Annotated in this window: 10 protein-coding genes; 1 reads left to right on the forward strand and 9 read right to left on the reverse strand. The window is 71.0% G+C overall.

The genetic code is table 11. From position 1 onward, the window contains the following. Positions 1–21: 21 nt before the first annotated feature. The 3 genes from OG408_RS38165 to OG408_RS38175 are packed head-to-tail and all read right to left on the reverse strand — an operon-like array spanning position 22 to position 3,286. On the reverse strand, positions 22–1,377 hold the full coding sequence (locus OG408_RS38165; RefSeq protein WP_326674081.1) for a dipeptidase: 1,356 nt from the start codon (positions 1,375–1,377) through the stop codon (positions 22–24). Beyond that, positions 1,377–1,814, reverse strand: a complete 438-nt coding sequence (locus OG408_RS38170; protein ID WP_285565563.1) for a hypothetical protein — start codon at positions 1,812–1,814, stop codon at positions 1,377–1,379. Before OG408_RS38170 ends, OG408_RS38165 begins: the two co-directional genes overlap by 1 nt. Continuing rightward, complete coding sequence (locus OG408_RS38175; RefSeq protein ID WP_285565562.1) at positions 1,811–3,286, reverse strand: APC family permease; 1,476 nt, start codon at positions 3,284–3,286, stop codon at positions 1,811–1,813. The genes OG408_RS38170 and OG408_RS38175 overlap by 4 nt, the downstream gene beginning before the upstream one ends. 280 nt (positions 3,287–3,566) lie before the next feature. Between OG408_RS38175 and OG408_RS38180 the strand changes: the two genes are divergently transcribed. Further along, positions 3,567–5,939: a glycoside hydrolase family 9 protein gene (locus OG408_RS38180; protein WP_326674083.1), complete on the forward strand. Its 2,373-nt coding sequence runs from the start codon at positions 3,567–3,569 to the stop codon at positions 5,937–5,939. A 59-nt stretch (positions 5,940–5,998) separates the two neighbouring features. Here OG408_RS38180 and OG408_RS38185 read toward each other — a convergent pair whose 3' ends face one another. From OG408_RS38185 to OG408_RS38210, 6 genes are all read right to left on the reverse strand, one after another. Further along, positions 5,999–6,964 carry an ABC transporter substrate-binding protein gene (locus tag OG408_RS38185; RefSeq protein ID WP_285565560.1) on the reverse strand — a complete coding sequence of 322 codons (966 nt, stop codon included), beginning with the start codon at positions 6,962–6,964 and terminating at the stop codon, positions 5,999–6,001. A 1-nt stretch (position 6,965) separates the two neighbouring features. Next, entirely contained in the window at positions 6,966–8,924 is a 1,959-nt protein-coding gene (locus tag OG408_RS38190; RefSeq protein ID WP_326674084.1) for an ABC transporter permease, read from the reverse strand. Between the two features lie 88 nt (positions 8,925–9,012). Further along, positions 9,013–10,062: a quaternary amine ABC transporter ATP-binding protein gene (locus OG408_RS38195; protein WP_326674086.1), complete on the reverse strand. Its 1,050-nt coding sequence runs from the start codon at positions 10,060–10,062 to the stop codon at positions 9,013–9,015. Beyond that, positions 10,062–11,588 carry a GMC family oxidoreductase gene (locus OG408_RS38200; protein ID WP_326674087.1) on the reverse strand — a complete coding sequence of 509 codons (1,527 nt, stop codon included), beginning with the start codon at positions 11,586–11,588 and terminating at the stop codon, positions 10,062–10,064. The genes OG408_RS38195 and OG408_RS38200 overlap by 1 nt, the downstream gene beginning before the upstream one ends. A 34-nt stretch (positions 11,589–11,622) precedes the next feature. Then, positions 11,623–13,107, reverse strand: a complete 1,485-nt coding sequence (locus OG408_RS38205) for an aldehyde dehydrogenase family protein (RefSeq protein ID WP_285565556.1) — start codon at positions 13,105–13,107, stop codon at positions 11,623–11,625. Positions 13,108–13,317: 210 nt separating this feature from the next. Then, on the reverse strand, positions 13,318–13,725 hold the full coding sequence (locus tag OG408_RS38210) for a hypothetical protein (protein ID WP_285565555.1): 408 nt from the start codon (positions 13,723–13,725) through the stop codon (positions 13,318–13,320). Between the last annotated feature and the right edge of the window lie 247 nt (positions 13,726–13,972).

Consider the following 13,972-nt stretch of genomic DNA (forward strand, 5'->3'; position numbering starts at 1 on the left):
CCTCTCGCCCCGCCACCGGACTCAGCGGTGGGCCCGGGCGTACGCGTGGAGGAACAGGGCCTCCACATGCGCCATGTGCTCGATCTCGGTGGGGTCCACGCTCTCGTTCGGGGCGTGGATGAGGCACTGCGGTTCCTCGACGCCCATCAGGATGATCTCGGCCGACGGATAGGCGTCCGCGAGGACGTTGCAGAGGGGGATGGACCCGCCCTGGCCCAGGAACGTCATCGGCTTGCCGTACACCGTGCGCATCGCATCGCCGAGCGCCCCGTACGCGGCACCGTCCGTGGCCGCGCGGAACGGCGAGCCGGTGGACTCCGGCTCCACCTTCACCCGCACCCCCCACGGCGCCCGTTCCGTGAGGTGGCCGGTGAGCGCGGTCCGGGCCGCGACCGCGTCGGTGCCGGGCGGGATACGCAGACTGACCCGGGCCGCGGCCTTCGGCGGCACCGCGGCCGCCGAACCCACCACGGGCGGGCAGTCGATGCCGAGGACGGTGACGGCCGGCCGGGCCCACAGCCGGTCGGCGACGCTGCCGGTTCCGGTGAGGGGCACACCGTCGAGTACACCGGCGTCGGCACGGAACTGCTGCTCGTCGTAGCCGGCGCCCTCCCAGCTCCCCGAGGCGTCCAGGCCGTCGATCCGCGTCGCGCCCGACTCCGGGTCGCGCAGCGTGGACAGCAGCTGGACGAGAGCGGCGAGCGCGTCGGGGGCGGGACCGCCGAACATGCCGGAGTGGATCTCACCGGCCAGGGTGTCGACCGTCACCACGACATTCACCAGCCCGCGAAGGGAGGTGGTGGCGGTCCCGACACCCACCGCCGCGTTCCCGGTGTCGCACACCAGCAGGGCGTCGGCCGTGAACAGGTCGCGGTGGGCGTCGACGTACTGCTCCAGGCCGCCGGTGCCCTGTTCCTCCGAACCCTCCGCCACGAACTTCAGCCCCACCGGAATGTCGTCGCCCAGCGCCCGCAGGGCGGTGAGGTGCATGACGATGTTGCCCTTGCAGTCGGCCGTGCCGCGCCCGTACCAGCGGCCGTCCCGTTCGGTCAGGGCGAAGGGCGGTGTGGTCCACGCGTCGTCGTCCAGCGGCGGCTGTACGTCGTAATGGCAGTACAGGAGCACGGTCGGGGCGCCCGGCGGGGGCGGGCGGTGACCGATCACCGCGTTGCTGCCGTCCGGTGTCTCGACGAGGTGTACGTCCTGCAGCCCGGCCTCGGTGAAGGCGTCGGCCACCCACTGGGCGGCCCGGCGGCACTCCTCGGGCGGGTACTGGCGGGCGTCGGCGACCGACGGGATGGACACCAGCTCGGTCAGATCGGCCTGGGCACGGGGCATCAGCGCGGCGATGCGGCCCGCGAGTCCGTCGGTGCTCATCAGCGCCTCACAGTGTCGTCGGTCTTGAGGTCGTCGATCTTGTCCTGGATCTTGTGCAGCTTGTCCGGGCAGTAGATCTCCAGGATTTTGGCCTCCGCCCGGACCGCCTCGGTGTCCGCGATCACGGGGCGCATGCCGGGGCCGGTCGCCCCGTTGCCCAGGTTGATCTTCCACAGCGCGGTGTTGAGCGCGGAGCCGGGCTTGTCGCAGACCTGGCCGCCGTCGTTGCCCAGGGCCTGCTTGAGGTTGTTCACGTCCGGGCGGGGGAGCCCGGCGTCCTCGGCCGCGTCCGCGAGCTGTTCGGCCTTCTTCGTCGCCTGGTTGTCGGTCTCGACGTTCTCGTACCGGATGACGCCGACGACGGCGAGAGCCACCAGCAGCACGATCGCGCCGATGTACAGCCAGCGGTGCTCCGAGGCGAATCGGGTGGGGCTCATGACGTGGCCTCCTCACCGGCCGGGTCGGCCGCCGTGGTGCGCCAGCTGGGCTTGCGCAGCCGCAGGAACAGGTACGGGACCAACAGACCGAGGATGACCAGACCGCCGCCGATGATCGCGACGTACACGCCGACGCTTCCGCCGCCGAACTGCGAGGGCGGCACGAAGCCGATCGCCAGGGCCGCGACCGAGGCCAGCAGACCGACGACGCACAGTACGTTGAGCGCCGGGACGCGGTAGCCGCGCGGGTGGTCCGGCTGCGTCTTCCGCAGCCGCATGGCGGCCACGAACATCAGCAGGTACACGATCAGGTACACCTGCGTGGTGATGGTGGAGAAGATCCAGTAGACGTTCGAGACGTTCGGGATCAGCGCGTACATGAGCGCGATGACGGTCGTCACCACACCCTGGGTGACCAGGATGTTCTGCTGGATCCCGTTCTTGTTGAGGCGCTGGAGGTACGGCGGCAGATAGCCCTCGCTGCGGGAGATCTCCAGCAGGCCCTTGGACGGTCCGGCCAGCCAGGTCAGCATCCCGCCGAGGGCCGCCGACACGAGCATCACCGCGGCGATCGGTGTCATCCAGCCGACGTGGAAGTGGGCGAAGAACGCGTCGAACGCCTGCATCACACCGGCCGTCAGACTCAGCTGGTTCGCCGGCACCACCCAGCTGATCGCCAGGGCGGGCAGGATGAAGATCAGCAGGACCAGGCCCATGGCCAGGAACATCGACTTCGGGTACTCCTTCGCGGGGTTCTTCAGCGAGGAGACGTGGACCGCGTTCATCTCCATGCCGGAGTACGACAGGAAGTTGTTGACGATCAGTACGAGGCTGGCGAGCCCCGCCCACTGGGGGAGCAGGTGCGAGGAGGTCATCGGGGCGGCGGAGCCGTTGCCCTGCCCGAGGAAGACCATGCCCAGCACGACCAGCACGGTGCCGGGGATCAGCGTCCCGATGACGAGCCCCCAGGAGGAGAGCCCCGCCAGCGCCTTGGTGCCCCGTGAGGAGATCCAGACGCCCGTCCAGTACAGCACCATGATCACGATCGCGGTGTAGAGGCCGTTGGAGGCCAGGGCCGGATCGATGACGTAGGCGATGGTGGAGGCCACGAAGGCCAGCAGGCTCGGATAGTAGAAGATCGTCATCGCGAACTGGCACCACACGGCGAGGAATCCGAGCGGCTTCGACAGCCCCTCGCTCACCCAGCGGTACACACCGCCCGGCCAGCCCGATGCCAGTTCGGCCGAGACCAGCGCGGTCGGGAGCAGGAACACGATCGCGGGGATGAGGTAGAGGAAGACACAGGCGAGCCCGTAGACGGCCATGGTGGGCGCCGCCCGCAGGCTCGCCACCGATGCCGTGGTCATCAGAGCCAGCGTCAGCCAGCTGAGTCGTGGTGCCGCCGGCCGGGCCCTGGCCACAGGTCGTGCCGCTTCCTTGGGCAGGTCGGCCGGCATGTCCATCGCGCTCATGCGTACCTCCGGTTGCAACGCCACAGATGCGGGGCGTTCGAAACGTCAGCTTCCGGCGAACTGCACCGGATCGCGCGCGGGGTCACCCGAACGGGTGGTCGGACGACCGCTGATGGCGGTGGGCCGGTGTGCTCCTGGTGGACGTCGTCCCGTGAGGTGTTCCTGCCAGAACTGTTGACACCCCCTCGGGTGGCTGGCTTTATGGGCAGCAGGCGTATGGGAGCGCTCCCATGCCTGCGTGGTCACGCACCCCCACCGACGTACGGAAGGGAATGTTCCGTTGCGCGCGCTCACTCTCCCCACCTGGCGAAGACGCCCGTCCGTCCACCGGCCCCGCCGCCCCGGCGCGCTCGCCACCGTCCTCGCCCTCGGCGCCGGCCTGCTGCTTCCCCTCTCGGCGCCCGGCGACGCCGCCGCCGCACCGGCCTTCGACTACGGCGAGGCACTCCAGAAATCGGTGCTGTTCTACGAGGCGCAGCAGTCGGGCACGCTCCCGGACACCAACCGGGTCGGCTGGCGCGGCGACTCCGCCCTCGACGACGGCAAGGACGTGGGACTGGATCTGACGGGCGGCTGGTACGACGCGGGCGACCACGTCAAGTTCGGCCTGCCGATGGCGTTCTCCACCACGATGCTCGCCTGGGGCGGCGTCGAGCAGGAGGACGCGTACGCCGCGTCCGGCCAGCTCCCGTACCTGCGGAACAACCTCCGGTTCGTCGACGACTACCTCCTGAAGGCGCACCCCTCGCCCAACGTGCTCTACGGCCAGGTCGGCAACGGCGGGGACGACCACAAGTGGTGGGGACCGGCCGAGGTGATGCCGATGGCGCGGCCCGTGTACCGGATCGACGCGTCCTGCCCCGGCACCGACCTGGCGGGCCAGACCTCCGCGGCCCTCGCCTCGTCGTCGATGGTGTTCGCCGGCAGCGACCCGGCGTACGCCGCGAAACTGCTCACCCACGCGAGGCAGCTGTACACCTTCGCGGACACCTACCGGGGGAAGTACAGCGACTGCATCACCGACGCGCAGGCCTACTACAACTCCTGGAGCGGGTACGCCGACGAGCTGGTCTGGGGTGCGGTCTGGCTGTACAAGGCCACCGGCGACAGCGCGTACCTGGCGAAGGCCGAGTCGTACTACGACAGCCTCTCGACCGAGCCGCAGAGCACCACCCGCTCCTACCGCTGGACGCTCTCCTGGGACGACAGCTCCTACGGGGCGTATGTGCTGCTGGCCCAGCTGACGGGGAAGCAGAAGTACGTCGACGACGCCAACCGCTGGCTCGACTGGTGGACCGTCGGCGTCAACGGACAGCGGGTGGCCTACTCACCCGGTGGCCAGGCCGTGCTGGACAGCTGGGGATCACTGCGCTATGCGGCGAACACCGCTTTCGTGGCGCTGAGTTACTCGGACTGGCTGACCGGCGACAGCACCCGCAAGACCCGATACCACGACTTCGCGGTCCGGCAGATCGACTACGCGCTGGGCGACAACCCGCGCAGGTCGAGCTACATGGTCGGCTTCGGCAGCAACCCGCCGACCAAGCCGCACCACCGCACGGCCCACGGCTCGTGGACCGACCAGATGAACAGCCCCGTGGAGAGCCGGCACACGCTGTACGGAGCGCTCGTCGGCGGACCGGGCGCCGCGGACGACACGTACACGGACGACCGCTCGAACTACGTCAACAACGAGGTCGCCACCGACTACAACGCGGCCTTCACCGGAGCGCTGGCCCGGCTCTACGGCGAGTACGGCGGCGCCCCGCTCGCCGGCTTCCCGCAGCAGGAGACACCGGACGGACCCGAGATGTCCGTCCAGGCCTCGGTCAACGCCGCGGGCAGCACCTTCACCGAGGTCAAGGCGTACGTGGTCAACCGGTCCGCGTGGCCGGCGCGCGCCCTCACCGACGCGTCGGTGCGCTACTACTTCACGCTGGAATCCGGCACCACACCCGGGCAGATCAGCCTCACCACCAACTACAACCAGTGCGGTGACGTGACCGGCCCCACGCACGAGGCGGGCGACGTCTACTACGTGACCGTGGACTGCTCCGGTACGGACATCGCCCCGGCCGGCCAGTCCGCGTACCGCAAGGAGGTGCAGTTCCGCATCACCTCGGCCGGCGCCTGGGACCCGGCGAACGACTGGTCCTACCCGTCGTCGGCGACGACCCCCGGCACCACGCCGGTGGACGCGCCGCACATGGTGCTGCTGGAGGGCTCGGCGCCGCAGTGGGGGAGCGCGCCGGGCGGCACCGGTCCGGACCCGACACCGGATCCGACCGTGACGCCCGATCCGACGCCCACGCCCGACCCGACGGGGACCCCGGGACCGGCCGGCTCCTGCGCGGTCACCTACCGGGTCAGCCAGTCATGGGGCAGCGGGTTCACCGCCGACGTCTCGGTGCGCAACACCGGGAGCGCGCCGGTCGACGGCTGGCAGCTGGGCTTCGCCTTCGGCGGGGGAGAGGCGGTCACCAACGCCTGGAACGCGACCGCCACCCAGAGCGGTTCCCGGGTCACGGTGAGGAGCGCCGCCCACAACGCCGGCATCCCGCCGGGCGGCACCGTCTCCTTCGGCTTCCAGGCCACCGGCGCACCCGCGGCGGTCCCGGCCGCCTTCACGCTCAACGGGAAGGAGTGCGGCTGACTCCCGCGAGGGTGCCGTCCCGGCCGCTGCCGGGACAGCACCCTCTCAGGCGGCCGGAGTCATCGCGGCATCCAGGCCCGCCACGTCTTCTCGTTCTCGTCGACCCACTTCTTCGCCGCGTCCTTCGGCGACATCTTCTTGTCGGCGATCATCAGGGCGACCTTGTTCTGGTCCTCCGTCCCCCAGGAGAAGTTCTTGAGGAACGCGGCCGCCTTGCCGCCGGCACCGGCGAACTTCGCGTTGAGGTACTTCTTCAGCGGTGTGTGCGGATAGGCGCAGGCCACCTTCTCCGGTACGGCGTCGCAGCCCTCCTTGTACGCGGGAAGTTTCACCTCCGTCATCGGCACCTGCTCGAACAGCCACTGCGGCTTGTACCAGTAGGTGAGGAACGGTTTGCCGCTCTTGGCGAACTGCTTGATCTGGGTGATCTGCGCCGCCTCGGAACCCGAGAAGACGACCTGGTAGTCCAGGCCCAGATTCCGTACGAGCGCCTTGTCGTTGGTGACGTACGAGGGCGAGCCGTCCAGCAGCTGGCCCTTGCCGCCGCTCTCCGCGGTGCGGAAGCTGTCGGCGTACTTGTCGAGGTTCCGCCAGTCGGTGACATCGGGATGCGCCTTGGCGAAGTAGGTGGGGACGAACCAGCCGATGTGGCCGGTGACCCCGAGCTCCCCGCCGGGGCGGATCGTCTTCTTGTCCTTGACGTACCGGTCCTCCTGCTCCGGATGCCCCCAGTCCTCCAGGATGGCGTCCACCCGGCCCTGGCTGAGGGCGTCCCAGGCCGGCACCTCGTCGATCTGGACGGTGTCGACCCGGTAGCCCAGCTCGTGTTCGAGGAGGTACTCGGCCACCGCGACATTGGCCTGGGCCCCCACCCACGACTGCACGGACAGGGTCACGGTCTTCGCGCCCCGGGCGTTGGCGAACGGCGAGGCCTGCTGGGTCATGTCCGCCGCGCCGCAGCCGGCCACGGCGACCAGGGCCGTGGCGGACGCGAGAGCGACCAGGGGTGTACGCGGACGAGCCATGTCAGGCCCCCTTTCCGGAGCGGCGGGTCGGCTGGGTGACGCGGTCGAGCATCAGGCCGAGGAGGACGATCGCGGCGCCGGCCACCAGACCGGTCGCCAGGTCACCCTGGGCGAGGCCGAACACGGCGGCGTAGCCGAGCGAACCGCCTCCCACCAGACCGCCGATCACCACGACGGCCAGGACCAGGACGACGCCCTGGTTGACGGCGAGGAGCAGAGCCGGGCGTGCCAGCGGCAGCTGGACCTTGAGCAACTGCTGCCTGCGCGTCGCGCCGAGCGAGCGCGAGGACTCCATGGCGACGGGGTCCACGCCGTTCATCGCCTGGGTGGTGATCCGCACGACGGCGGGCAGCGCGTAGATGACGGCGGCGGCCACCGCCGGAGCGCGGCCGACGCCGAACAGGGCGACGACCGGGATGAGATAGACGAACTGCGGCATCGTCTGGAACACGTCGAGCACCGGGCGCAGCAGCCGCTCCACCCGGGCGCTGCGGGACGCGGCGATGCCGGTGGCGAAGCCGGCCACCAGGGTCACCGCGACACCGGCCAGCACCTGCGAGAGCGTGTCGAGTGCGGGGTCCCAGACATCGAGGACCCCGATCGCGGCCATCGCGAGGACGGCGGTCAGCGCGGTGCGCCAGGTGCCGATCAGCAGGGCGAGCACGGCGATCAGCAGCAGTACCGCCCACCAGGGCAGCCACTGGAGTCCGTCGCGCACCGGGTCCAGGACCCAGGTGGTGAACCGTCCGGCCCAGTCCGCGGTGCCCCCGATCACCGGCACACCCGAGTAGAGGTGGTCGGTCATCCAGCCCACGGCCTTGTTGACGGGGCGGGCGATGTCGGCGGTCCAGCCGTCCGGCCAGGATGTCGCGGAGACCAGGCGCGCGACCACGGCCGCGACGACCGTCCCGGCCGCCGCGAGGGCCCAGCCGAACAGGGCGGACCGCCCGGTCGGCGCGGCCCCGATGCGGTCGCCCGCCGCGGCGGTGACGCGGTCGAGCACCACCGCGAGGAGCACGATGGGGATGCCCGCCGTGAGCGCGGCTCCGACGTCGACGGAGGCGAGCGCCTGGTAGACGCGGTCGCCGAGCCCGCCGGCGCCGATCACCGAGGCGATGACGGCCATCGACAGAGCCATCATGATCGTCTGGTTGAGGCCGAGGAGCAGTTCCCTGCGGGCGAGCGGCAGCCGGGCCGTCAGCAGCCGCTGCCGTCCGGTCGCGCCGAGCGAGGCCGCGGCCTCCATCACACCCGCGTCCGCGTTCCGCAGTCCGAGGGCCGTCAGCCGGGCCATCGGCGGCGCCGCGTACACGACGGTCGCGAGGACGGCGGCGGGCACACCGATGCCGAACACGAGGACCACCGGCAGCAGGTAGGAGAACGCCGGCATGACCTGCATGGTGTCGAGCACCGGCCGCAGTAGGCGGAACACGCGGTCCGACAGCCCGGCGGCGAGTCCGAGGAGCGCCCCGAGCGCCACCGACGCGAGGACCGCGACGACCATGAGCGCCAGGGTCTGCATGGTCGGCACCCACATGCCGAGCAGGGCGCAGACGAGGAACGACGCGACGGCCGTCAGCGCGAGCCGGACGCCCGCGACCCGCCAGGCGATCAGCCCGGCGGCCGCCGTGACACCGGCCCACCCGGCGGCGAGCAGGACCAGGTAGACGCCGCGGACCGAGAGGACGACGGCGTTGCTGATGTGCCCGAAGAAGTAGAGGAACAGCGGGTGGGTGTCCCGGTGGTCGATGATCCAGTCGCTGACGTCACCGAGCGGTCCGGTGAGGTCGACGGTGAGGCTCGCCGGCCAGGGGCCCGTGCCGACGAGGACGGAGCCGAGCACCAGCAGCAGGGCGGCGCCGGCCAGCAGGAGCGGGGTGCGGTGCCGGGCGAGGGAAGCCGCGTACCCGGCCCCGGCGAGCGGGGCGCGGCGTGCGGGGGCCGTGGTGGTGGCGGTCATATCGACCACCGCACCCGGCGGGCGTTCCCGGTGGCCGCGGCGCGAGCGCGCGTACGGCCCGGCGGTCCCGAAGCATGGTCCGTACCCATCACGCGGCCTCCTTCACGGCCGGGATGCCGGCCACGACGCCGAGCAGGCACGCGTGATCGACCACGCCGAGGCAGCGGCCCTCGTCGACGACCCGGGCCGCCTCCCCGCTGCGGACGACCGCCTCGATCGCCGCGGAGACGGTGGTCCCGGGGGACAGGGCGGGGCCGGTGACGCTCTCGGCGCCGTCGGCGGGACGCATCGCCGCCCGAACGGTCACCACCTGCTCCCGCGGCACATCCCGCACGAAGTCGCGGACGTAGTCGTCGGCGGGCGAGCCCACGATCTCCTCCGGCGTCCCGAGCTGCACGATCCGGCCGTCCCGCATCAGCGCGATACGGTCGCCGAGCTTCAGGGCCTCGTTCAGGTCGTGGGTGATGAAGACCATCGTGCGGCCCTCCTCGCGGTGCAGCCGCACGACCTCCTCCTGCATGTCACGGCGGATCAGCGGGTCGAGCGCGCTGAACGGCTCGTCGAACAGCAGCACTTCGGGATCGACGGCGAGCGCACGCGCCAGCCCGACCCGCTGCTGCTGGCCGCCGGAGAGCTGCCCGGGACGGCGGTCCTCCAGACCTTCGAGACCGACCTTGCCGACGAACTCGGCGGCCCGCGCACGGCGTTCGGCCCGGCCCATGCCCTGGATCTCCAGGCCGTAGGCGACGTTGTCGAGGACCGAGCGGTGCGGCAGCAGACCGAAGTGCTGGAAGACCATGGCGGCGCGGTGGCGGCGCAGTTCGCGCAGGCGTCCTGCGTTCATGGCGCGTACGTCCTCGCCGTCCATGGTGACCTTGCCTGACGTCGGCTCGATGAGCCGGGTGAGGCAGCGCACGAGGGTGGACTTGCCCGAACCGGACAGGCCCATCACGACGAACACCTCGCCCTTGCGGACGTCGAAGGAGACGTCGCGCACGGCGGCGGTGCACCCGGTGCGAGCACGCAGCTCGGCGGGGTCGAGCGCGGCGAGCTCCTCGTCACCGGGCACGCGGTCGGCCTTCGGGCCGAACACCTTCCAGAGGCCGCGTACGGAGAAGACGTGCGGTGGCGTGTTCATCAGGCATGACCCCCATGGGTGGCATCGAGCAGATCCGCGCACTTCTCGCCGACCATCAGGACCCCGATCATCGGGTTGACGGCCGGCATGGTCGGGAAGACCGAGGCGTCGGCTATCCGGAGGGCGTCGAGGCCCCTGACCCGCAGATCGGGTGCGACCACCGCGAGCGCGTCGTCGGGGGCGCCCATGCGGCAGGTTCCGGCCGGGTGGTAGACGGTGTGCGCGACCCTGCGCGCGTACTCGCTCAGGTCCTCGTCGGAGGTGACCTCGGGCCCTGGGCAGACCTCGCGCTTCAGCCAGCCGGCCAGCGGCTCCTGGGCGGCGATGTCACGGGCGATCCTGATCCCGTCGACGAGGGTGCGCCCGTCGTAGTCGTCCGGATCGGTGAAGTAGCGGAAGTCCAGGGCCGGTTTGACGTCCGGGTCGGGACTCGTCAGATACAGCCGGCCGCGGCTGCGCGGCTTGGGGATGTTCGGTGTCATCGACACCCCGTGCGGCGGCCGCTCGTAGCCGAGCCGCTCCGGGTTGTCCGTGAACGGGATCTGGTAGAAGTGGAACATCAGGTCGGGGCCCGGACTCGCCGGATCCCGCCGTACGAAGAGCCCCGCGTCGCTGTCCATCGCGGAGTTCTCCGGGATCGGGCCGTGCGTCTCCCAGACGATGACGGACTCGGGGTGGTCGAGCAGGTTCTCACCGACGCCCGGCAGGTCGTGCACCACCGGAATGCCGAGCTTCTCCAGCTCGGCGCGGTGTCCTACGCCGGAGTGCAGCAGCAGCCGCGGGGTGTCCACCGCGCCCGCGCACACCACCACTTCGCGCCGTGCCCGCACCACACGCTCCTCGCCGTCCGCGGTCCGCACCCGCACACCGGTGGCCCGGGTGCCCTCGAACTCCAGCCGGAACGCCCAGGTCTCCAGGGCGATATGGAGGTTCGGCCGGTCCAGGAAGGGATGCAGATACGCGACCGAGGCCGAGGAGCGCTTGTTGTTCTCCGGGTGGTAGGCGAGGTCGAAGAACCCCACCCCGTCCTGGAAGGCCTCCTTGTTGAAGCCCTCGACGCGCGGCACCCCGAGCCTGGCCTGCGCCGCGTCGACGAAGTCGCGCGCGATGGCGTTCCGGTCGGCCTCGTCGACGGGGACGATGTTGTTGCGCAGCCGGTGGAAGTAGGGGTCCATCGACGAGGCGTCCCAGCCGTCCGCGCCGGCGGCCGCCCACTCGTCCCAGTCGGACGGCAGCGGCTTGAACGCGATCAGTGTGTTGTGCGACGAACACCCGCCCAGGACCCGGGCCCTGCTGTGACGGATGTACGAGTTGCCGCGTGGCTGCTCGGTGGTGGGGTAGTCGTAGTCCAGCTCACCGCCGAGAAGCCCCATCCAGCGGCGCAGCGTCAGCACGTCGTCGCGGCCCACGTCGCTCGGTCCGCCCTCGATGAGGGCGACGGTGACGTCGGGGTTCTCCGTGAGCCGGGACGCGATCACCGAACCGGCGGTGCCGCCGCCGACGATGACGTAGTCGTAGGGGGTCATGTCGTTCTCCATCGCCTCTGCTCCCGTGTTCCGTTCAGCCCGCGAACCAGCGCACCGGGCGCGGGGCGAGGTTCTGGTAGATGTGCTTGGCCTCGCGGTACTCGGCCAGACCGGCCGGACCCAGCTCGCGGCCGATGCCGGACTTGCCGAAGCCGCCCCACTCGGCCTGCGGCAGGTAGGGGTGGAAGTCGTTGATCCAGACTGTGCCGTGCCGCAGCCGGGCCGCGACCCGGCGCCCGCGGCCCGTGTCCGAGGTCCACACACCCCCGGCCAGCCCGTACTCGGTGTCGTTGGCCAACGCCACGGCCTCGTCCTCGGTACGGAAGGTCTCGACGGTCAGCACCGGGCCGAACACCTCCTCGCGCACGACGCGCATGGAGCGGTCGCAGTGGTCGAGCACGGTCGGGCGGTAGAAGTAGCCCGGCCCCTCGGGGCGTTCGCCGCCCGCCCGCAGCACCGCGCCCTCCTTGAGGGCGGAGGCGACGAACTCCTCGGTCCTGGCGAGCTGCCCGGCGGAGACGAGCGGACCGCACTCGACACCGTCGTCCGTGCCCCGGCCGATGCGGATCAGCTCGGCACGCCGGGCGAGTTCGGTGACGAACCGCTCGCGCACCGACTCCTCGACGATCAGCCGCGATCCGGCGGAGCAGACCTGACCGCTGTGGATGAAGGCGGCGTTGAGCGCCTGGTCGACGGCGGTGTCGAAGCCCTCCTCGGTGGAGCACGCGTCGGCGAACACCACGTTGGGGTTCTTGCCGCCGAGTTCGAGCGCGACCTTCTTGACCGTGTCCGCCGCGGCCCGCATCACCTTCGTCCCGCTGGCGAGTCCACCGGTGAACGACACCAGGTCGACATCGGGGTGGTCGGCCAGCCGGGCGCCGACGGTGGCTCCCGGGCCGGTGACGATGTTGGCCACGCCCTCGGGCAGTCCGGCCTCGGCGAGCAGGGCGAGAAGGGCGACGGTGGTGAGCGGGGTGATCTCGCTGGGCTTGATCACGAAGGTGTTGCCCGCGGCCAGCGCCGGAGCGATCTTCCAGCTCGCCTGGAGCAGTGGGTAGTTCCACGGCGTGATGAGGCCGCAGACACCCACGGGTTCGTGCACCACGACGCTGTGCACGGTGTCGGACCCGGCGTCGACGACCCGTCCGCCGCTCTCGTTCATCACGAGATCGGCGAAGTAGCGGAAGGCGTCGCGCACGCAGTCCACGTCGACGCGGCCCTCTTCGAGCGTCTTGCCGGCGTCACGGCACTCCAGCGCGCCGATCCGCTCCCGGTCCCGCTCCAGCAGGCCTGCCACCCGCCTGAGCAGCGCGGCGCGCTCGGCGACGGGGGTGTGCGGCCAGGGACCCGTGTCGAAGGCGGCCCTGGCGGCGGCTACCGCGGCGTCCGTGTCCGCGACGTCCCCCTCCGCCACGACGGCGAAAGCGGTCCCGTCGACGGGGTCGAGGATCTCGCGCGTGGCGCCGGATGCGGCCGCTCGCCACTCTCCCGCTACCTGGATGGTGAGTTGTGCCGACACGTCGTGTGCTGCCCTTTCGGTGGCCGATGGTCACTCGCCGGGCGATTCCCAGCGGTCTGGCCGTCTGCCCAGGAAGGGTGCGGCCATGCGCGGCGGCCGCGGGTAAGTGACCCGGCTCACGCGCCGGCCAGGACAGCGGAGAGGAGGGGCTCCGGGACCGACGGTCCCGGAGCCCCTCCTCCGTACGGATGCGCGCTGTCGCCGGCCGGCTCACCGGTGGTGGCAGTTCCAGTGGCCCTTCACCCAGTGGGTGTCCCAGTGGCCGGGGACGTACACCGTGGTCCAGTGCCCCTTGTGCCACTGGGTGTGAGTCGTCCAGTGACCGTGGTGCCACGTCCCGTGACGGTCGTGGTGGCCGGGGTGCCAGGTCCGGTACTCGGAGTAGTGGCCCTTGTGCCACTGCTTGTCCCAGTGGCCCTTCACCCAGTGCTTCTGCCAGTGCCCCTGTTCCCAGGTGCATCTGTCGTGGTGGCCGGTGGCGGACGCGGCGGCGGCGACGGAAACCGGCGCCGGGGCGGCCTCGGCCGTACCGGCCGCACCCAGCGCGGCCGTGCCTGCGAGCAGGCCCGTCGCCGCGGCTCCTGCCAGCACATTGCGGACTCGGACGGAGAGGGTCATCGGGCACTCCTCTCTCTTGTGGAGTGGATCCCCGAGCCGGACGGTGCCGAATGTGAAGAAGATATAAATATATCTCCTATCTCCGATCCTGGCGCGTACGGGAGCGGAGCCCCCGGTTCGGCCCGTGCACCCACGACGGGCTGCGCATCCTTGCCTCCTCTGTCCGCGTCGGCCGGAATCAGCGGGCCTCGGGCCCTCCCGGCTGAGGGAATCAGGCGCCCGCCACGTGTGCTGACGTTCCGTGGAC

The organism is Streptomyces sp. NBC_01257, from assembly GCF_035917255.1.
Lineage (GTDB): Bacteria > Actinomycetota > Actinomycetes > Streptomycetales > Streptomycetaceae > Streptomyces.

Coding starts and splice junctions, on each gene's coding strand:
- OG408_RS38165 (WP_326674081.1), bottom strand. CDS start 1,377: ATGAGCACCGACGGACTCGCGGGCCGCATCGCCGCGCTGATGCCCCGT.
- OG408_RS38170 (WP_285565563.1), bottom strand. CDS start 1,814: ATGAGCCCCACCCGATTCGCCTCGGAGCACCGCTGGCTGTACATCGGC.
- OG408_RS38175 (WP_285565562.1), bottom strand. CDS start 3,286: ATGAGCGCGATGGACATGCCGGCCGACCTGCCCAAGGAAGCGGCACGA.
- OG408_RS38185 (WP_285565560.1), bottom strand. CDS start 6,964: ATGGCTCGTCCGCGTACACCCCTGGTCGCTCTCGCGTCCGCCACGGCC.
- OG408_RS38190 (WP_326674084.1), bottom strand. CDS start 8,924: ATGACCGCCACCACCACGGCCCCCGCACGCCGCGCCCCGCTCGCCGGG.
- OG408_RS38195 (WP_326674086.1), bottom strand. CDS start 10,062: ATGAACACGCCACCGCACGTCTTCTCCGTACGCGGCCTCTGGAAGGTG.
- OG408_RS38200 (WP_326674087.1), bottom strand. CDS start 11,588: ATGACCCCCTACGACTACGTCATCGTCGGCGGCGGCACCGCCGGTTCG.
- OG408_RS38210 (WP_285565555.1), bottom strand. CDS start 13,725: ATGACCCTCTCCGTCCGAGTCCGCAATGTGCTGGCAGGAGCCGCGGCG.